Origin of the sequence: Cellulomonas sp. ES6, from assembly GCF_030053835.1 — a bacterium.
Classification (GTDB): Bacteria; Actinomycetota; Actinomycetes; order Actinomycetales; family Cellulomonadaceae; genus Cellulomonas.
The window spans coordinates 914,834-934,808 of record NZ_CP125655.1; the positions used below are offsets into that span (position 1 = coordinate 914,834).

16 protein-coding genes are annotated in these 19,975 nt (G+C 76.0%); 3 read left to right on the top strand and 13 right to left on the bottom strand.

Going from position 1 to position 19,975, the window contains the following annotated elements; all coding sequences use genetic code 11:
• From P9841_RS04355 to P9841_RS04365, 3 genes are read right to left on the bottom strand one after another with little or no spacing between them, the layout of a single operon-like run.
• Positions 1-846: a transglutaminase family protein gene (locus tag P9841_RS04355; RefSeq protein WP_283320866.1), complete on the bottom strand. Its 846-nt coding sequence runs from the start codon at positions 844-846 to the stop codon at positions 1-3.
• Entirely contained in the window at positions 846-1,775 is a 930-nt protein-coding gene (locus tag P9841_RS04360; protein WP_283320867.1) for an alpha-E domain-containing protein, read from the bottom strand. The genes P9841_RS04355 and P9841_RS04360 overlap by 1 nt, the downstream gene beginning before the upstream one ends.
• On the bottom strand, positions 1,769-3,385 hold the full coding sequence (locus P9841_RS04365) for a circularly permuted type 2 ATP-grasp protein (RefSeq protein ID WP_283320868.1): 1,617 nt from the start codon (positions 3,383-3,385) through the stop codon (positions 1,769-1,771). Before P9841_RS04365 ends, P9841_RS04360 begins: the two co-directional genes overlap by 7 nt.
• Before the next feature lie 216 nt (positions 3,386-3,601).
• Here P9841_RS04365 and rpsT point away from each other — a divergent pair, with 216 nt between their 5' ends.
• Entirely contained in the window at positions 3,602-3,862 is a 261-nt protein-coding gene (gene rpsT / locus P9841_RS04370; RefSeq protein WP_283320869.1) for a 30S ribosomal protein S20, read from the top strand.
• A gap of 307 nt (positions 3,863-4,169) precedes the next feature.
• Here rpsT and P9841_RS04375 read toward each other — a convergent pair whose 3' ends face one another.
• Positions 4,170-5,501, bottom strand: a complete 1,332-nt coding sequence (locus P9841_RS04375) for a helix-turn-helix domain-containing protein (RefSeq protein ID WP_283320870.1) — start codon at positions 5,499-5,501, stop codon at positions 4,170-4,172.
• A gap of 136 nt (positions 5,502-5,637) precedes the next feature.
• A complete protein-coding gene (locus P9841_RS04380; protein WP_283320871.1) occupies positions 5,638-5,775 on the bottom strand; it encodes a hypothetical protein in 138 nt (45 codons plus the stop codon).
• Positions 5,776-5,983: 208 nt separating this feature from the next.
• Between P9841_RS04380 and P9841_RS04385 the strand changes: the two genes are divergently transcribed.
• Entirely contained in the window at positions 5,984-6,736 is a 753-nt protein-coding gene (locus P9841_RS04385) for an EAL domain-containing protein (protein WP_283320872.1), read from the top strand.
• 66 nt (positions 6,737-6,802) lie between these two features.
• Here the strand turns inward: P9841_RS04385 and holA are convergent, their stop codons facing one another.
• The 7 genes from holA to P9841_RS04420 form a co-directional block, all read right to left on the bottom strand.
• Positions 6,803-7,840 (bottom strand): DNA polymerase III subunit delta, encoded by a 1,038-nt coding sequence (gene holA, locus P9841_RS04390; protein WP_502848451.1) that lies wholly within the window; start codon positions 7,838-7,840, stop codon positions 6,803-6,805.
• A 4-nt stretch (positions 7,841-7,844) separates the two neighbouring features.
• Positions 7,845-9,416: a ComEC/Rec2 family competence protein gene (locus P9841_RS04395; protein WP_283320873.1), complete on the bottom strand. Its 1,572-nt coding sequence runs from the start codon at positions 9,414-9,416 to the stop codon at positions 7,845-7,847.
• A 142-nt stretch (positions 9,417-9,558) separates the two neighbouring features.
• Complete coding sequence (locus tag P9841_RS04400) at positions 9,559-10,293, bottom strand: ComEA family DNA-binding protein (protein WP_283320874.1); 735 nt, start codon at positions 10,291-10,293, stop codon at positions 9,559-9,561.
• Between the two features lie 487 nt (positions 10,294-10,780).
• Entirely contained in the window at positions 10,781-11,842 is a 1,062-nt protein-coding gene (locus tag P9841_RS04405; protein WP_283320875.1) for a DegV family protein, read from the bottom strand.
• 2 nt (positions 11,843-11,844) lie between these two features.
• A complete protein-coding gene (gene leuS, locus P9841_RS04410; RefSeq protein ID WP_283320876.1) occupies positions 11,845-14,790 on the bottom strand; it encodes a leucine--tRNA ligase in 2,946 nt (981 codons plus the stop codon).
• A 245-nt stretch (positions 14,791-15,035) separates the two neighbouring features.
• Positions 15,036-16,241 carry an MFS transporter gene (locus tag P9841_RS04415; protein WP_283320877.1) on the bottom strand — a complete coding sequence of 402 codons (1,206 nt, stop codon included), beginning with the start codon at positions 16,239-16,241 and terminating at the stop codon, positions 15,036-15,038.
• 179 nt (positions 16,242-16,420) lie between these two features.
• A complete protein-coding gene (locus P9841_RS04420; protein WP_283320878.1) occupies positions 16,421-17,113 on the bottom strand; it encodes a metal-dependent transcriptional regulator in 693 nt (230 codons plus the stop codon).
• Between the two features lie 127 nt (positions 17,114-17,240).
• Between P9841_RS04420 and P9841_RS04425 the strand changes: the two genes are divergently transcribed.
• Positions 17,241-18,974 carry an alpha/beta hydrolase gene (locus P9841_RS04425; RefSeq protein ID WP_283320879.1) on the top strand — a complete coding sequence of 578 codons (1,734 nt, stop codon included), beginning with the start codon at positions 17,241-17,243 and terminating at the stop codon, positions 18,972-18,974.
• Positions 18,975-19,119: 145 nt separating this feature from the next.
• On the opposite strand, the gene P9841_RS04430 is transcribed toward P9841_RS04425, so the two are convergent.
• Positions 19,120-19,896, bottom strand: a complete 777-nt coding sequence (locus P9841_RS04430) for an LLM class F420-dependent oxidoreductase (protein WP_283320880.1) — start codon at positions 19,894-19,896, stop codon at positions 19,120-19,122.
• Positions 19,897-19,975: the final 79 nt, after the last annotated feature.

A 19,975-nucleotide genomic window follows, 5' to 3' on the forward strand; every position in this document is an offset into this window, starting at 1 on the left:
TCACGCCTCCCGGGTGATCCGCACCTCCACCTCCAGCGACTGCGTGCCCGCCCCGGCGAAGATCCCCCGCAGGGGCGGGACGTCGTCGTAGCACCGCCCGCGCCCGAGCACCACGTGCTGCTCCCCCGCCGGCACCCGGTTCGTCGGGTCGAACGCCGTCCACTCCCCGGTCCACCACTCGACCCAGGCGTGCGACTCCCCCACGACGGTGCGACCCGGCTCGCCGTCCCGCAGCGGGTTCAGGTACCCCGAGACGTACCGCGCGGGGATCCCGATGCTCCGCAGCGCGCCGGTCACCAGGTGCGCCATGTCCTGGCACACGCCGGTGCGGGCGGCCCACGCGTCGGCCGCGGGCGTGTGCACGGCCGTCACGCCGGGCACGTACTCCAGCGCGTCCCGCACGGCGTGGCTCACGGCGAGCGCGGCGTCCGCGGGCGGGAGCGCACCCGCGGTGGTCGCGGCGAGCTCCACGACCTCCTCCGGCGCGCGCGTCGTCGGGGTGTCGGCCAGGAACTCGGCCAGCCGGTCCCGCAGCGCCGGGTCGCGCAGCACGGCCCAGTCGCCGGCCGAGCGCGGGGCGGGCGGGGCGGTGACCTCCACGCGGCTCTCGGCCGTCACGACGAGCGACTCGTGGGGCGCCAGCACCTCGAACGCCGTCACCGCCGTGCCCCAGTAGTCGCGGTACTCGTGCGCCCAGGTGTGCGGCTGCACGTCGAGCCGCGCGTCGAGCACCCGCTGGCCCGGCTGCGGCAGCGGCGTCATCCGGGCCTCGTTGTACGACGCGGTCACGGCGCCCGTGTACCGGAACGCGGTGGTGTGCACCACGTGCAGCGTGCTCGTGCCCATCAGACGACCTCCCCCACCCAGGTGGTGACGCTCCCGGACGGGAAGTACCGGCGGCGGATCGCGTCGCTCGCGGCGGCGCACGCGCGCTGCACCCGCTCCATCTCCGCCGGCAGGGCCTCCAGCACCTCCGTCAGCGGGCGGTACTCCAGGCTCGTGCGGGCGTGCCCGAGGTGGCGGATCGCCTCCACCGCCCCGGCGGGCGCGAGCGTCGGCTCCAGCGCGGTCAGGCACTCCTCGGCCTGCCCGAGCGCGTAGACGATGGACCGCGGGAACGTCCGGTCCAGCAGCAGGAACGCCGCCGCCCGCTCCGCGGAGTCCGTGCCGCGGTACGTCCGCAGGAACGCCTCGTGCGCGCCGCAGGACCGCAGCAGGGTGGTCCAGCCCGGCCCGCCGGACCCGGCGAGCGCCTGCGTCGTGACCAGGCGGGCGGTCATGTCCGCCCGCTCGATCGACCGGCCGAGCACCATGAACCGCCACGTGTCGTCCCGCGACGTCGCCGAGTCCGTCAGCCCCGCGACGATCGCGGCCCGCTCCCGCACCCACGTGAAGTAGTCGTGCGGACGCGTCGGGCGCAGCTGCGCCGGCAGCTGGTTCCACGCCGAGTTCAGGCACTCCCACAGCTCGGTCGACACGATCTCGCGCGCGCGGCGGGCGTTCTCACGGGCGGCGGCCAGCGAGCCGACGATCGACGACGGGGCCACCCGGTCGTACGCCAGGACCTCCAGCACCTGCTGCCGGCCCACGTGCACCTCCGGCGGCGGCACCGGCCGGTCCATCACCGACAGCAGCGACCGGCACGCCAGGTCCTCCTCCGCCCACGGGTCCTCGAGCAGGCTCTGCACGTGCACGTCGAGCAGCCGCGCGGTGTCGTCCGCGCGCTCGACGTAGCGGCCGATCCAGAACAGCGACTCGGCGATCCGGCTCAGCACGGCGCACCACCCCCGGGCTCCTGCTCCTGCTGCTGCTGTTGCTGCTGCTGCTCGGCGTGCGGCCCGGCGTCGCTGGGGTTCGCGTCGATCGGGACCGCGGCCGCCACGGCCACGGTCCGCGGCACGACCCGCGGCGCACCCCGGTGCGGCACGGCGGCGCCCAGCACCCACGTGTCCTTGGACCCGCCGCCCTGGGAGGAGTTGACGACCAGCTGCCCCTCCGGCAGCGCGACGCGCGTCAGCCCGCCGGGCAGCACCCACACCTGCTCGCCGTCGTTCACCGCGAACGGCCGCAGGTCGACGTGCCGGGGACGCAGGCCGTCCTCCACGAGCGTCGGCACCGTGGACAGCTGGATCACCGGCTGGGCGATCCAGCCGCGCGGGTCCTGCCGCAGCCGGTCCCGCAGGGCGCCGAGCTCCGCCCGGGACGCCTGCGGCCCGACGACCAGCCCCTTGCCGCCCGACCCGTCGACGGGCTTCACCACCAGCTCGTGCAGGCGGTCCAGCACCTCCGCCAGCGCCTCGGGCTCCTCCAGGCGCCACGTGTCGACGTTCGGCAGCACCGGCTCCTCGCCGAGGTAGTACCGGATGAGCGCCGGCACGTACGTGTAGACGAGCTTGTCGTCCGCCACCCCGTTGCCGATCGCGTTCGCGATCGTGACCGTCCCGGCGCGCGCGCAGCTCACCATCCCCGGGCTGCCGAGCACCGAGTCCGAGCGGAACACCACCGGGTCCAGGAACTCGTCGTCCACGCGCCGGTAGATGACGTCGACGCGCCGGCGGCCGTGCGTCGTGCGCATCCACACCCGCCCGCCCGCGCAGAACAGGTCCCGCCCCTCGACGAGCTCCACCCCCATCGTGCGGGCCAGCAGGGCGTGCTCGAAGTACGCGGAGTTGTACACGCCCGGCGTCAGCACCACGACCGTCGGGTCGTCGACCCCGTCCGGGGCCGCGGCGGTGAGGGCGGCGAGCAGCCGGCGCGGGTAGTCCTGCACCGGGCGCACGCGCAGGGCCGCGAACAGCTCCGGGAAGCTCTGCGCCATCGCGCGCCGGTTCGACAGCACGTAGGACACGCCGCTCGGGACCCGGACGTTGTCCTCCAGCACCCGGAACGTGCCCGCGGCGTCGCGCACCAGGTCGATGCCGGACATGTGCACGCGGACCCCGTTCGCGGGCGTGATGCCGGCGACCTCCCGGTGGAAGTGCGTCGAGGACACGACGAGCCCCTGCGGCACCACCCCGTCCGCGACCGCCCGCTGCGGCCCGTACACGTCGGCCAGGAACGCCTCGAGCGCGCGCACCCGCTGGGCGACGCCCGACGCGACGTGGTCCCACTCCGGCCCGTCGACCACCCGCGGCACCACGTCGAGCGGGAACGGGCGCTCCTCCCCCGCGAAGTCGAACGTCACGCCCTGCGCCAGGTACGAGCGCGCGAGCGCCTCCGCCCGCGCCCGCAGGTCCAGCGGGCTCTGCCCGGCCAGGGCGGCGTGCACCCGGCGGTAGGGCGCCCGGGGCACCGGGGCGGTCGAGCCCGACGACGGGTCGGGGGGCGCGAGCATCTCGTCCCAGGCCGGGCCCCCGGTGGGGTACGCGTCGAACAGGTCCGCCATCGGGCGATCGTGGCCCGCGCGTGTCACGGGCGTGTGTCCGGCGCGGAACGGCGACGTCACGGGCCTGCTAGAATCGTCAGTCGCGTGTCCGCCCGGGTCGGCGGGCACTCGTCCAGCGCCTCTCCGCGGGTGTCCCCACGCCCCAGTCCCGGAGCTGGACGCGCCCTCTACGACCTGTTCCTTTCGCTCCGGCGAACACACGAGAGAGACCACACCGTGGCCAACATCAAGTCCCAGATCAAGCGGATCCGCACCAACGAGAAGGCGCGCCTGCGCAACAAGGCCGTCAAGTCCGAGCTGAAGACATACGTGCGCCGCGTGCGCGAGGCCGTCGCCGGCGGCGACAAGGACGCGGCCGGTGTCGCGCTCGTCGCCGCGTCGAAGAAGCTCGACAAGGCCGTCTCGAAGGGCGTCATCCACGCCAACCAGGCCGCGAACAAGAAGTCCGCGCTGGCCAAGGCCGTCAACACGCTCTGACGCGCCCGCAGTCCTGACCGGAGGGCGCCACCCCTGAGGGGTGGCGCCCTCCGTCGTGCCGCCTCGCCCTCCGTCTCCCGGCCTCCCGCGCGCCGTTCGGATCCGAAGGCGCCGACACGCCCGGCGGGTCCGCGCGAACGGATCCGAACGACCACTCGGCGAGGGCGACCTCGGGACTCCCGGCCGGCGCGGTCGCGGGCGGTCGACGGCGAGCGTCCGCAGACGCCCGAGGGCGTCACCCCCCCTGCGGGGTGACGCCCTCTGTGGGGGGACGACCGTCGCGGCCGCCCCGTGGGGAACGCGGTGGTCAGTCCTGCGCCACCGCGCTCCACGCCTCCCAGAGCACCGCGGGGACCGCGGGCCGGAACCCTGCCTCGCGCAGCGCCCGGTCGAACGCCTGCGCCGCGCCCGTGACGTCCCCGTGCCCGAGGAACCGGTCGCCCAGCTCCCGCCAGACGGCCGCGGACTGCCGGGACGCAGACATCATGCCGAGCATGTCGGCCGCCCAGCGGTACGCGCGGGACGCCGCCGGCACCTCCCCGCGGGCGTGCAGCGCGTCGCCGAGCGCGAGCTGCGCGGCACTGCTCTCGAGCCGGGGCTGGTCGCCGAGCCGCTCGAGGGCGGCACGGGCGTAGCCCTCGGCCGCGACCGGGTCGCCCTGCATGAGGTGCGCCCGGGACCGCTCGACGTCCAGGCGGGACATCTCGACCTCGGAGCCCGAGACCGCGAGCTCCGGCGCCGCGCGCTCGAGCTGCTCGAGGGCCATCGCCGGCTCGGCCGGGTCGCTGCGCAGCAGCAGCCACGCGTAGTTGAGGCGCAGACGCGGGATGTCACGGCTGACCTCCCCCTCGCCGAGCAGCGCGAGGGCGCGCTCCGTGTAGCGCTTCGCGAGCGCGTAGTCGTGGCGCTGCTCGGCCACCAGCGCGGCGTTCCAGTACACGGAGCCGCGACCGCGCGGCGTGCCGAGCGACTCCGCCTGGCGGATCAGCTCGGCAGCGCGGTGCGTCGCGTAGAGCAGGTCGCCGCGCTCGACGTACGCCCACAGCGTCGTCGACCCGAGCCGGAGGTGCTCGTCGGTGCCGGTGAGCCCGGCCTCCTCGAGCTCCGCGAGCTGGCGGTCGCCGAGCTCGATCGCGCGCCCGAGGTCGCCGGCCTCCACGTAGGAGGCGACGAGGGCGGTCGCGGCCGAGGCGGCGTCGAGGTGGTGCCCCTCGGACCGTGCCTGGCTCAGCAGCGGCTCGAGGACGCCGACGGCGGACTCGAGGTCGCCGAGCATCTCGTAGGCCTGTGCGAGGGCGAGCCGCGCGTCGACGCGGACCTGGCGCGAGACCGCCTCGAGGTCGAGCGCGATGATCCGGTCGCGGGCGGACGTCGCCTCGCCGGACACCAGGTCCAGTCGCGCGTAGTCCAGGGCGAGCCGCGCGCGGGCCTCCGCCGGTCCCTCGTCGCCGTGCTTGAGGTACTCGATGGTCGAGCCGAGCCGCTCGGCGATGATCCCGAGCGCGGCGTCGGTCGGCTCCCGGCGGCCGGACTCGATCAGCGAGATGTAGCTCGGCGAGAGCGCGTCACCTGCGAGGGCCGTCTGGGAGAGCCCAGCGGCCAACCGCGCCTGGCGGACGCGGTCAGCAATGGTCGTCATGCGTGTCACTGTACCTATGACGTGGTCCGGGGGCGAGCACGTCACCCGTCCGCCGATCCGGGAGCCGCCGACACGGAACCGGCCCGCTCCGCGCACCGAGAGCCAGCGGAGCGGGCCGGGACGGCACCGTGGGCGATCAGGCGATGATGCGGCAGCAGCCCGTCGCACCGCTCTGGATCGTGAAGCCGCCGCCGGCGTTGGCGACGCCCGAGGCGCCGAGCGTGAGGGTGAGAGCGAGGGCGGCGGTCGCGAGGGCCTTGATCGAGGTGCGCATGGGTCTCTCCTGTCACAGAACGTTGACTCTCTGTCACGTCGATCATGACTGATGGACGGGCACCGGCACCACCTCTTCCAGGGATTCGCCGGAGGTCCGCCCAAATGGGTGAATTGTCGCGCTCTGTGACGGGAGATTCCGGGGCAACTGCGCCGGTCGGAGGATTTCGCCCGTGTCATGCCGGAGCGACTGTGATGTCATAGAGCGCATGACCAGGGGACAGGGCGAGGCGGAGCGGCGGCTCGCCGCCGAGATCGATGCAGCGATCCCGGACGCGCTGCGCCGCGAGTGGGACCGCCGGCTCGCCGGTGAGCAGGTCGTCGTCGGCCGCCAGGGCATCTTCTCCCCGCGCCTGCACCCCTTCGGCTACGAGCTCGGCTTCCGGGCCCCGGGCGCCACGTCCGTCGACGCCGCGGCCTGGTCGGAGCTCCAGCACGAGCGGGCCACCAGCGCCGTCCTGCGCGCCACCTTCGGGCGCGCGGACGTCGACGAGGTGGGGCACGGCCGCTGGCTGTTCGTCCGGTGCCCCCGGGCGTTCCTCGTGGGAGACCTGCACCTGCCCGCCCGGCCCGACCGGCTCGTCGTCGAGATCGCCGCGGGCACCCGCATCGACGGCGACGTGCTGCGGGGCGTGCGGCACCTGCGCGAGCAGGGCTTCCGCGTGGCCCTCGCCGGGTTCGTGTCGCGCCCCGACCAGCGGGCCCTGCTCCCCCAGGCCGACTTCGTGAAGATCGACGCGCGCGACCTCGACGTCGAGGGTGAGCCCGTCGTGGACCTGGCCCGCTCCCACGGGGCGCTGCTCGTCGCGGAGTTCGTCGAGTCGTCGGAGGAGCTGCGCGCCGGTCGCCGCCTCGGCTTCGACCTGTACCAGGGCAACCTGCTCGAGCGCAGCCTGCTGCTCGACCGGTCGTCCGCTCCCCTGCTCGGGCCCGACCACGACTCGATCGGCCGGTACCTCTAGGCCGTCGCAGGCCTCGTAGCCGTCGCGCGCCCCACTGCCCGGGCGGCTGACCGAGGGCCGACGGGCTCAGCGCCGCACGGCCGCCGCGATCCGGAGCACGGCCCGCTCGACGGCGAAGTGCGGGTCCCGGCCGGCGCCCTTGACCTCGGCGTCCGCCTGCGCCACCGCGGTGATGGCCTGCGCCAGGCCCTCCGGGGTCCAGCGGGCGAGCTCCCGGCGCGATCGGTCGAGCTGCCAGGGCGCCAGTCCGAGCTCGCGCTCCGCGCCGGCACCGCGCCCCCGCACCGCCGAGACCTTGGCGAGCACGCGGAGACGGGCGGCGAGCGCGGCGACGAGCGGGACCGGGTCGACGCCGGTGGCGAACGCGTGCCGGAGCAGCGCGACGGCCTCGCCGGAGGACCCCTCGACGGCGGCGTCGGCGACCCGGAAGCCCGTGGCCTCGATGCGCCCGGCGTAGTAGCGCTCGACGACCTCGACGCTGATCACGCCCGTGGTGTCCGCGACCAGCTGGCTGCACGCCGCCGCGAGCTCGCGCAGGTCGCTGCCGACCGCGTCGACGAGCGCGCGCACGGCGCGCGGCTCCATGCGACGGCGCGCGCGCCGGAGCTCCTGGGTGACGAACGCGACCTTGTCGGCGTCCTTCTTGAGCGGCTCGCACGTCGCCACCGGGTGCCCGGCCGCGCGGACGGCGTCGAGCAGCCGCTTGCCGCGCTGACCACCGCCGTGCCGCAGCACGAGCACGACGTCCGTCTGCGGGGCGGCGACGTACGCCGTCGCGTCGAGGACCAGGTCGTCGGTCGCCTTCTCCACGTTCTCCACGACCACGACGCGGTCCTCGGCGAACAGCGACGGGCTGGTCGCGAGCGTCAGCTCGCCTGCGGTGTACGCCGCGCCGTCGACGCGCGTCACCTCGACGTCCGGGGCCTGCTCCCGGGCGAGGGCGACGAGGCGCTCCACCGCGCGGTCCGCGAGCAGCTCCTCCGCACCGGAGACCAGCACGACCGGCGCGAGCCCCACCTCGTCCCACGCGACGCCCGCGGGGGCGGACGACCGGGCTCCGCCGCGGGAGGGACGGCGCGGGGCGGAGGTCGACGCGGGTGGCACGTGCCTAGGGTGCCACGCGCCGCCGACAGCGCAGGACCAGCACCACCGACGCGGCCGACGCCGCTGCCAGCAGCAGGACGCCGACCGGTCCACCGGCCCACGTCACGAGCGCCCCGGGCAGGCCGGCCGCCGTCCGTGCCACACCGGCGATCCACCAGCAGGCCGCCCCGGCGACCCCGGCGGCCCAGGCCGCGCCGCCCGGCCACCAGGGCCCGAGCAGGGCCGCGACCAGGCCGCCCACGGTGGCCGGCGCGACCGCGGGCGCGGCGAGGAGGTTCGCGGGCACGGAGTAGACCGGCACCTGCGGGGAGAGCAGCAGGACAACCGGCGCGCAGACCGCCTGGGCGGCGACGGGCACCGCGCACGCCAGCACCCACCAGGCCGGAGGGCCGCGCCGTCCGCCCCGGGCGCCCGCGTCCTGCCACCGGCGGGCGATCGGTCCGGCCAGCACGGCGATGCCTGCGGTCGCGACGACCGACAGCACGAAGCCGAGGTCCCGGCCGAGCCAGGGGTCGACGACGAGCAGCACGACGACCGCGCACGCCAGCGCCGGGACCGTCCGCGACGGTCGCCCGACGGCCAGGCCGAGCAGCCCGACGCCTCCCATGACGGCCGCGCGCACCACGCTGGCGCCCGGGTGCACGAGAGCGACGAACCCCGCCATCACGACAGCGGTCGGCACCCACCGCCAGCACCGCGGGATGCGCAGCCGCGCCGCGATCCCCAGGACCAGCGCGCCGAGCAGCGAGAAGTGCGCCCCGGAGACCGCCGTCAGGTGCGCCAGCCCCGAGTCGCGCATCGCCTGCTCCAGGTCGCCGACGCCGCGCGTGTCGCCGACCGCGACGGCGGGCAGCAACCGCCCGGCGTCCCCGGGGAGCCCGGCGGACAGCTCGCCGAGACCGGCCCGGAGCCGCTCGGTGACGACGAGCAGGCCCGGAGGACCACCGCCGGCCTGCGGGGCGGCGGTCGCGTGCGCCCGGGCGACCGCACGGTCCGCCGCGTGACGGGCCGGCGCGAGGCGCACGGGCACGGTCACGACGGTGCCGTAGCGCAACCCCGCGGCCGGGCCCGGCGCGACGAGCTCCACGGCGGCGCGGGTCCGCACCGTGTGGTCACCGGGTGGTCCGTCGCGGCCCGGTCGTCCGGCGCCCACCGCCACCTCCGTCACCGCGAGCAGCAGCCGGACCCGCCCCGGAGGCGCCCGGCCACCGCCGTCGCCGCGCTCTCCGCCGTCGTCGGACGGACCCCCGACCGGCATCGGCGTCGTCCGGACGACGCCCGTGATCCGGACGGACGCGCGCAGCTCGGCGAGGTCACGCAGGCCCCCGGCCTCGCGGGCGCGGACCTGGACGGCGGTCGTGAGGAGCAGGACGCCGACCGTGCCGAGGACGAGGACCGCCTGCCCGCGACCGGCACGCCACCCCTGGTCGCACGTACGTGCCCCGCCGATCGACGCCGTCCCGGTAGCGCGACCACGCCGGGCGCCCGAGCACCCGCACGCCGACGCCACCAGCCCCAGCGCGAGCACCGCGCACACGGCTCCCGCGGCGGCGAGCTCCGCCGCAGGTCGTGCCACGGCGAGGAGCGCCACCGCCCAGACGGCTCCGGCGGCGGGGACCAGCCGCAGGTCGGTCCGTTCCGCTCCCGGGCCCGGGCCGGTCGCCGCAGCGGTGTCGCCTGCCTCGGCACGGTCGGGAGCCGACGTCGCCCTCGCCACGTCAGACCCGCGCCTGGTCGCGCAGCCCGGCGAGCAGCGCCGGGCCGATCCCCGGGACGTCCTCGAGCGAGTCGACGTCCGCGAACGCCCCGTGCTCACCGCGCCAGGACACGATCCGCTCCGCCAGCACCGGACCGATGCCCGGCAGCGCCTCGAGCTCCGCCGCGGTCGCCGTGTTGAGGTCGACCTGCCCTCCGGGCCCCTGCCCGGAGGGCGCCGCCCCCGACACCGGACCGGTGCCCGCGGCCGTCCCGTCCGCGGGCACCGCCGGTTCGCCGGGTGCAGGCACCCTCACCTGGGCACCGTCCACGACGAGGGCGGCGAGGTTGACGACCGCGAGGTCCGCGTCCGGCAGTGCCCCGCCCGCGGCGGCGACGGCGTCCGCGACGCGCGATCCCGGGGGCAGCTCCACGAGGCCGGGAGCGGCCACCTGACCGACGACGTGCACCCACACCACCGCGTCGGCGTCCGACGGGTCGGTCGCGGTCGGCGCCGGTCCCGTGGCGGACGGCTCGGGCAGGACCACGGCGGGCGCGCTGGGCGCCGCGGCGACCCGCAGCGCGACCGCTCCCCCGACCAGCGCGAGGACGAGGACGGCGGCGACCGCCACCCGCGGGGTCACCCACCAGCGGACGGCGCCGAGGACGCTCCTGCCGTCGCGTTGCCACGTCTCGACCTCGTCCGCTGCGGACGCCCAGGACGCCGACCACCCGACGGCCGCACCCGGGACCGCCACACCAGGGGCAGCCGCACCTGAGGCCGCCACACCAAGGGTTGCCGCACCCGAGGCCGCCGCACCTGGGGTCGCTGCACCCGGAGTCGCCGAGGCCGCCGCACGCGAGGACATCGCACCCGGGGCTGCCACACCCGAGGAGATCGCACCCGAGGACACCACACCCGAGGACGCCACACCCAGGGTCGCCCCATCCGGGTCCGCCGGCTCCCGGACCGCCCGGTCCCCATCTGCGGTCTCCGTCTCCGTGCCCGACCACCCGGCCGGCAGACGTCCCGGGCGCGCGGTGTCACCTCCCGCGGCGACGTGCCGTCCCCGAGCGCGCCGGGACGCGGGCTCGGGGGCGGGTCCGCCGTCGTACCAGGTCATGCCCGCGACGGTAGGAGCCCTGCCGCCGCGTAGCCTTCCCGGGTGCGCATGCCTGGGGACCACGCACGAGCGAGTCGTCTGGGGAGGACCCGGTGCCGTGCCGCCGCCGCGTCGCCCGGCGTCAGCGGTCGGTGACCGTCACCGCCATCGCCCCCACGCCGAGGTGCCCGCCGAGCACCGCACCCACCTCCCGGACGACGACGTCCGCCGTGCCGAGCGTCGCACCGACGCGTGCCGCGAGCGCCGCCGCGTCGTCCGCGCGCCCGAGGTGCTGGACCGCGAGCCGCACGCCCGGTCCGCGACGCCGTGCCTCGGCCACCACGAGGTCGTGGAGCCGGTCCCGGGCCGCACGCCGGGTCCGCACCCGCTCGGCCACCTCGATCACGCCGTCGCGCAAGGTCAGCACGGGACGCAGGCCGAGCACCGTCCCGAACGCCGCGGCGGCTCCGGACAGGCGGCCGCCCCGGCGCAGGTGGTCGAGCGAGTCCACGACGAACCAGGCGGCCGTCGACAGCGCGACCTGCTCGGCCACGGCCGCGACGGCGGCCCCGTCGGGCTGTCCGCCCCAGGCGTCCCCGCGCGCCGCCTCGGCGGCGGCCTGCGCCGCGAACCCGAGGCCCATGCCGGCGGAGCGGGAGTCCACGACGTGCACCGGCAGCGGGGCCAGCTGCGCCGCGAGGCCGGCCGCCCGCACGGTTCCCGACAGCTCGCCCGACAGGTGCACCGAGACGACCTCGACGGCCCCGTGCGCCGCGGCGGCCTCGTAGGCCAGGGCGAACGCGGCGGGGGGCGGCTGCGAGGTCGTGATCCGGCGGCCCGCGGTGAGCAGCGCCGCGAGGTCGCCCGGCCCCAGGTCGACCCCGTCGCGGTAGCGCTCACCGTCCGCGGCGACGTCGAGCGGCACGACCATGATCCCCCACTCCTCGGCGTCCGCGGCGGTGAGGCAGGAGGTGGAGTCGGTCACGACGGCGACGCGCGGCGGCACCGGGCGACCGTCGGGCCCCGCACCGGCGACGACGTCGGGTGCGGTGACGTCCCGCCGGAGCAGGCGGGCGATCCGCGCCGTCCACGTCCCCGGCAGCGCCGCCCGGGCCGCCGGCAGCAGCCGGCGTGACGACCGGGAGGACGTGGCTGCTGCGACGTCCTCCCGGCTGTCCGGCGGGCCGCCGGCGTCGCGGGGCACCGTCAGGCCGGGACCACGTTGACGAGCTTGGGCGCCCGCACGATCACGGTGCGCACGTCACGGCCGGCCAGGGCGCGCTGGACGCCCGGGTCGGCGAGGGCCAGCTCCCGCAGCGTGGCCTCGTCGGCGTCCGGGCTCACCTCGGCGCGCCCGCGGACCTTGCCCTGCACCTGGAACACGCAGGTGACGGTGTCCTCGACCAGGTACTGCGGGTCGACGACCGGGAACGGCTCGTGCGCCAGCGAGCGCTCGTGGCCCAGGCGGGACCACAGCTCCTCGGCCAGGTGCGGGGCGACGGGCGCGGTCATCAGCACCAGCTGCTCGGCGACCGAGCGCGGCACGGCGGCCAGCGACGTCAGGTGGTTGTTGAGGACGATGAGCTTGGCGATCGCGGTGTTGATCCGCATGCCGGCCATGTCCTCGCGGACCTCGGCGATGGTGCGGTGCAGCACGCGCAGGGTCTCGACCGACGGCTCCGCGTCGACCACGGTGACCTCGCCCGTCTCCTCGGAGACGACGTTGCGCCAGACGCGCTGCAGGAACCGCTGCGCCCCCACGACCGCGCGGGTCTCCCAGGGACGGGACAGGTCGAGCGGACCCATCGACATCTCGTAGACGCGCAGGGTGTCCGCGCCGTACTCGGCGTACATCTCGTCCGGGGACACGGCGTTCTTCAGCGACTTGCCGATCTTGCCGTACTCGCGGTGGACCTCCTCGCCGTTCCAGCTGAACCCGGAGGCGACCGACTCGTCCTCGACCACCTCGGCCGCCGGGACGTACACCCCGCGGGAGTCGGTGTACGCGTACGCCTGGATGTAGCCCTGGTTGAACAGCTTGTAGAACGGCTCGCGGCTGGACACGTGCCCCAGGTCGTACAGCACCTTGTGCCAGAACCGGGCGTACAGCAGGTGCAGCACGGCGTGCTCGACGCCGCCGACGTAGAGGTCGACCCCGCCCGCGCCGTGGGTGTCGCCGGGGTTGTGGCCCGGGCCCATCCAGTACTGCTCGAGCACCGGGTCGACGACCTGGTCGGTCGCGTGCTGGGGGTCCAGGTAGTGCAGGTAGTACCAGCACGAGCCGGCCCAGTTCGGCATCGTGTTGGTGTCGCGGCGGTAGACCTTCGGGCCGTCGCCCAGGTCCAGCGTGACGTTCACCCAGTCGTCGTTGCGGCTCAGCGGCGCCTCCGGCGAGGAGTCCGCGTCGTCGGGGTCGAACGTGCGCGGCGCGTAGTCCGGCACGTCCGGCAGGTCGACGGGCAGCGACTGCTCCGGGATCGCGATCGGCAGGTCGTTCTCGTCGTAGACGATGGGGAACGGCTCGCCCCAGTACCGCTGGCGGCTGAACAGCCAGTCGCGCAGCCGGTAGGTGGTCGTGCGGGACCCGGCGCCGCGCTCGGCCAGCCAGTCGACGATCCGCGCCTTGGCCTCGGCGACGGACAGGCCGTCCAGGCTGATCTCGTCGTTCGACGAGTTGATGATCGCGCCGTCGCCGGTCCAGGCGCCCTCGTGGCCCTGGGGCGGCTGCACGGTGTGGACGACCGGCAGGCCGAACGCCTCGGCGAACGCGAAGTCGCGGGTGTCACCGCCGGGCACGGCCATGATCGCGCCGGTGCCGTAGCCCATGAGGACGTAGTCGGCGATGAACACGGGCAGCTGGGCGCCGTTCACCGGGTTCAGGGCGTACCCGCCGGTGAACACGCCGGTCTTGCGGCCGGCGTCGGCCTGCCGCTCGACGGCGGTCTTGGCGGCGGCCTCGCGGCGGTAGGCGGCGACGGCATCGGCGGGCGAGGCGGCGCCCCCGCGCCAGGCCTCCGGCACGTCCTCGTCCCACGCCGGCTCGGCCTCCGCGACGATCGCGTCGACCAGCGGGTGCTCCGGCGCCAGCACCACGTAGGTCGCGCCGAACAGCGTGTCGGGGCGGGTGGTGAACACGGTCAGCGGCTCGTCGGCGTCGGTGACCTCGAAGTCGACGTGCGCACCCTCGGACCGGCCGATCCAGTTCCGCTGCATCGCGGTGACCTTCTCCGGCCAGTCGATCAGCGACAGGTCGTCCGCCAGGCGGTCCGCGTACGCGGTGATCCGCATGTTCCACTGCCGCAGCGTGCGCTGGAAGACCGGGAAGTTGCCGCGCTCGGACCGGCCCTCGGAGGTGACCTCCTCGTTCGCCAGCACGGTGCCCAGGCCCGGGCACCAGTTCACGGGCGTCTCGGACACGTACGCCAGGCGCTGGGAGTCCACGACGCGGCGGCGCTGCACCTCGTCCAGGTCGGCCCACGTCGCGCCCTCCGGCACGCCGTCCAGCCCCTCGGGCAGCGCGCGGCCCGCCTCGTACGCGGCGACCAGGGTCGAGATCGGCCGGGCCGCGCCCGTCCCGCCGTCCGGGCGCACGGCGTCCTCGTCGTACCAGGACTCGAAGATCTGCAGGAAGATCCACTGCGTCCAGCGCACGTAGTCCGGGTCGATCGTGGCGAACGAGCGGCGCGGGTCGTGCGCGACGCCCAGGCGCCTGAGCTGGCGCGCCATGATCTCGATGTTCGCCTCGGTGGTCGTGCGCGGGTGCTGCCCCGTCTGCACCGCGTACTGCTCGGCGGGCAGCCCGAACGCGTCGTAGCCCAGGGCGTGCAGGACGTTGTCGCCCTGCATCCGGCGGAACCGCGCGACGACGTCGGTCGCGATGTAGCCCAGCGGGTGCCCGACGTGCAGGCCCGCGCCCGAGGGGTACGGGAACATGTCCATGACGAAGAACGGGCGGGCGCCCGCGCGGGCCGGCGCTCCGTCACCGTCGGTCAGCGCCCCCGTGGGGTTCGCCGCGAAGAACGTGCCGCGCTCCACCCACTCGTCCTGCCACCGGAGCTCGATCTCGCGCGCGAGGTCGGCCGTGTAGCGGAACGGCACGTCCTGGCCGGTGGCGGGGGCGGAGTTGGGCTGGGCGGAGGCGTGCGAGGTCACCGGGCAAGTCTATCGACGCCGCCCCCTCCCCGACGCCGCCCCCTCCCGCCCCGCGCGCGCACCACCCACACCCACCCACGCACGCGCGACCTCCGCCCCGTCGGAGGCTCCCACGCGGGATGGGGGTGGTCCGCGGAGCACCACGATCCCGCGGGACACCCTCCGAGCCCGTTCGGAGCCTCCGACGGGAGGGAGGAGAGGGGAGGGGAGGGAGGGGAGGGGAGGGAGAGGGAGAACGGGGTGGGTCAGCGGGGGCGGCGGAGGGCGGTGGCGGCGACGGTCAGGCCCACGGCGGTCAGCGCCACGCCGACCCACGCGGGCGCGAGGTAGCCGAGGCCGGCGGCGATGACCAGGCCGCCCGCCCAGGCGCCGGCGGCGTTGCCGACGTTGAGCGCGGAGTGGCACAGGGCGGCGCCGAGGGACGGTGCGTGCGGCGAGAGGTCCATGAGCCAGGACTGCAGCGCCAGGCCGAGCACCTGCGACGCGACGCCGAGCCCGACGACGGCCAGGACGCCGGGGACGGGCGACCGCCCGAGGACCGCGACGAGGACCAGCACGACGGTGGTCGCCGCGAAGCCGAGCAGGACGGTGCGCGGCACGGACCGGTCGGCGAGCCGCCCGCCCAGCAGGGTGCCGACGGTCATGCCGACGCCGAACAGCGCGAGGACGACGGGCACGGTGGTGACCGCGAGGCCCGTGACCTCGGTGAGCAGCGGCGAGACGTACGAGTACACCGCGAACATGCCGCCGAACCCGACGGCACCCGCTCCGGCCGCGACCCACAGGCGCGCGTTGCGCAGCGACCCGATCTCCGAGCGGACGCTCGCGCCGTCCGGCACGGCGAGGCCGGGCAGCCACCGCCACAGCGCCGCGAGCGTCAGCAGCCCGAGCGCCCCGACGGCGAGGAACGCCGCCCGCCAGCCCATCGCCTGCCCGAGGACGGTCGACAGCGGCACGCCGACGACGTTCGCCACCGTCAGCCCGGCCATCATCGTCGCGACGGCCTGCCCGCGGCGCCCGGGGCCGGCGACGTGGGCGCCCATCGCGGCACCGACACCGAAGAACGCCCCGTGCGGCAGCCCGGCGACGAACCGCGCGGCGACCAGCCAGCCGGCCGTGGGGGCGAGGGCGGACAGGACGTTGCCGACGGTGAACGCCGCCATGAGCAGCAGCAGGAGCCGTCGCCGCTCGATGCGGGCGGCCACGGTGGTGAGCAGGGGCGCCCCGACCACGACGCCGAGGGCGTAGGCGGTGATGACGTGCCCGGCGGTCGGGATCGAGACCCGCAGGTCGTCGGCGACGATCGGGAGCAGGCCCATCGTCGCGAACTCGGTGGTGCCGATGCTGAAGCCGCCGAGCGCCAGGGCGAGCAGCGGCAGCCGGGCGCGACGGCGCACGAGGTGCGGGTCGAGGACGGCGTCGCCCGCGGGCGTGCCGGTGGTGGTGTGCATGGGGGCGCTCCCGCGGCGAGGTCGGTGTGCGGCCGCGCGCGGGCCGGTCGTGCGGGGGCACGGCCGACGGGTGCGGCGGCCCGTCCGGTGAGCCGCGTCGGCGGGGCGTCCCGGTGCGGCCAGCCTACCGGCAGCGCGCCGGGCCGCCCCGGACGGCTCCGGGCGCCCGGGCCCCGTTCTCAGGCGTCGAGCAGCACCCAGATCGCCCGGGCGGCGACCTCCCCCAGCTCGACGGCGCGCGCGTCGCCGCCGCCGTCCGGGGGCAGCACCCGCACGGACGTCATGCCGGCGAAGTCGCGCCGCTCCACCACCTCCACGCCCGCGTCCAGCACCACCCCGACGGACGCCAGGTACCGCAGCAGCCCGGGGTCGGCGTCGGAGATGCGGGCGATCCGACCCGCCCCGCCGTCGAGCTCCCACAGCATGCGCGCCGCCGGGGCGGGCACCGTGCCGTCGGGCGCGGGGATCGGGTCGCCGTGCGGGTCCCGCGTCGGGTGGCCGAGCCGGGCGTCGATGCGCTCGACCATGAGGTCGGACACGGCGTGCTCCAGGACCTCCGCCTCGTCGTGGACCTCGTCCCAGGCGTAGCCGAGCTCGCTGACCAGGAACGTCTCGATGAGCCGGTGGCGGCGGACCACCTGGACGGCGTGGCGCACGCCCTCGGGGGTGAGGGTGATCGCGGCGTACGGCGCGTGCTCCACGAGGCCCTGGTCGGCGAGGCGCCGCACCGTCTCGGACACCGTCGACGCGCCCACCCCGAGCCGCTCGGCGAGCATCTTGGTGGTCACCGGCGCCGTCGACCACTCCCGCGCGGTCCAGATGACCTTGAGGTAGTCCTGCGCGACGGGGGTCAGGTCGCTCGTCTCGCTCACGGCGTCCAGCGTAGGGCCGTGGCACCTGCGGGACGCGGACCGGCCGCGACGGCGGGGCCCTGTGGTAGGAATCGCGGAGGCCGTCCGCGTTCGCCGAACGGCCCGGACCGCTCGACGGAGGACGCCCGTGGACGCCGACCGACCGACCGCCGTGGACCGGGCGCGACGCGCCGCCGGGAGCGTCCTGGGGGCGGTGGGTCGCTGGTTCGCCCGCCGGGAGCTGTCGTGGCCCGGCATGCTCGGCGCGCTGCTCGGGCTGGCGGCCGCGATGACCCCGTCGCTGCTCCCCCGCCCGACGCTCTACCTGGGGTTCATCGCGGGCGTCGGCGCCGCGCTGGGGTACGCCCTCGGCGTCCTCGTCGCGTGGGTGGTCCGCCGCACCGGGCTGCCCCTGCCGCCCGCCCGGGTGCGCCGCGTCGCGTGGCGGGTCCTGTCCTGGGCCGGCCCCGTGCTCGCCGTGGTCGTCGTCGTGGTGGGCTGCCAGTGGCAGGACGACGTCCGCGTGCTGGTCGGCGAGGAGCGGCGCACGTCCTCGGCGTTCCTCGTCGGGGTCCTCGCGCTCGCCGTCGGACTGGCGCTGATCGCCCTGGGGCGCGCGCTGCGCCGGCTCTCCCGCCGGGTGTCGCGCCTGCTGGGTCGCTGGGTGCCCGCCTCCGTGGCGTCGCTGCTCGGGGTCGTCGTGGTGACGCTGCTCGTGTACTGGCTCGCCGCGGGCGTGCTGTTCCGGGTGGTCGTCGACGTCGCCGACTCCGTGTACGCGGGCACGAACGCCGGCACCCCCGACGGGGTCGAGCCCGTCACGTCGCCGCTGCGCTCCGGGTCGCCCGCCTCGGCGGTCTCGTGGGACTCCCTCGGCCGCCAGGGGCGGGCGTTCGTGGCCGGAGGCCCCTCGACGGACGAGATCGCCGAGGTCACCGGGGAGCGGGCGACCGAGCCGATCCGCGTCTACGCCGGGCTGGACTCGGCCGACGACGCCGCGGGTCGGGCGCAGCTCGCCGTCGAGGAGCTGGAGCGCACCGGGGCGTTCGACCGGTCGGTCCTCGTGGTGGCCGGCGCGACCGGCACCGGGTGGACGGAGCCGCAGCAGATGGCCGCCCTGGAGTACCTGTGGGGCGGCGACACGGCGATCGCGACCATCCAGTACTCGTTCCTGCCGAGCTGGCTGTCGTTCCTGGTCGACGCCGACCGCGCGTCCGAGGCCGGGCGGCTGCTGTTCGACGCCGTGCACGCCCGGTGGGCCGAGCTGCCGGAGGACGACCGGCCGCAGCTCGTGTCCTACGGGCTGAGCCTCGGGTCGTTCGCGGCGCAGGCGCCGTTCGGATCCGTCGGTGACCTCACCGCGCGCGTCGACGGCGCCCTCTACGTGGGCACGCCCAACTTCACCCCGCTCTGGCGCACGATCACCGCGGAGCGCGACCCCGGCAGCCCGCAGTGGCAGCCGGTCGTCGACGACGGCCGCACGGTGCGGTTCGCGTCCGACGGCACGGGGCTCGTCACGCAAGCCGGGACCTGGGACTCCCCGCGCGTCGCGTACCTGCAGCACGCGTCCGACCCCGTCGTCTGGTGGTCGTGGGACCTGCTCACCCGGCAGCCCGACTGGCTCGCCGAGCCGCGCGGGCCCGACGTGTCCGGCCGGGTGCGCTGGTTCCCCGTCCTGACGTTCGTGCAGGTGACCGTGGACCAGTTCTTCGGCGTCAGTGTCCCGGACGGGCACGGGCACAACTACGCCTCGCAGGTGGTGGCGGCGTGGGCCGCCGTCACGGAGCCCCCGGGCTGGACGGACGCGGAGCTGGCGGACCTGCAGTCCCTGATCGACGAGACCCTGACCCTGCCGACCCTCCCGGGCGCCGACGTCGGCTGACCACCCGCGCCCGACCGCCCCACCGCGGCCCCAGCCCGCGAATTCGGCACTCCGAGGCGAGTTCGGCAGCTCTGACTGCCGAACTCGCACCCGGACTGCCGAACTCGGCGGGGGGTGGCGGGGCGGTGGCGGGGCGGTGGCGGGGTCAGGCGCGGGTGTCGCGCCAGCGGACCCACTGCTCGACGAGGGAGAGGTCGTAGTCGGGGCCGCCGACGCCGACCGTGAAGAGGGTCACGCCCGCCTCCACCAGCGGCGCCGCGACCTCGGACGGCGGGGCGCTGACGCCCACGGACCGCTCGACCAGGGCGGCGGTGTCACGGCCGACGGCGGTGCCGTGCTCGTCGAGGATCGCGCTCTTGCGGGTCAGCGTCTCGAGGTCGCCGAACGAGTGCCACGCGTCGGCGTGCTCCGCGACGACCCGCAGCGTCTTGCGCTCGCCGCCGCCGCCGATCAGCACCGGGATGTCGCGCGTCGGCGCCGGGTTGCCGGCCGCGAGGCGGGCCTTGATGCGCGGCAGCGCCTGCGCGAGGTCCGCGATGCGGGAGCCGGCGGTGCCGAACTCGTAGCCGAACTGGTCGTAGTCCTTCTCGAACCAGCCGGCCCCGATGCCGAGGATCAGGCGGCCGCCGCTGATGTGGTCGACCGTGCGGGCCATGTCGGCCAGCAGCTCGGGGTTCCGGTACGAGTTGCAGGTCACGAGCGCACCGATCTCGACGCGGCTGGTCTGCTCCGCCCACGCGCCGAGCATCGTCCAGCACTCGAAGTGCTTGCCGTCGGGGTCGCCGTAGAGCGGGAAGAAGTGGTCCCAGTTGAAGATCACGTCCACCCCCAGGTCCTCGGCGCGGCGGACCGCGTCGCGGATCTGGGCGTAGTCGGCGTGCTGGGGCTGGATCTGGACTCCGATGCGGAGGGGTCGTGTCATGGGCGTCACCGTACGTCCGCTCCGGCGGACCGCGCCCGGCCCGACCGGTGCGCGGCGCGGGGGCGGTGCCGCACGGCGT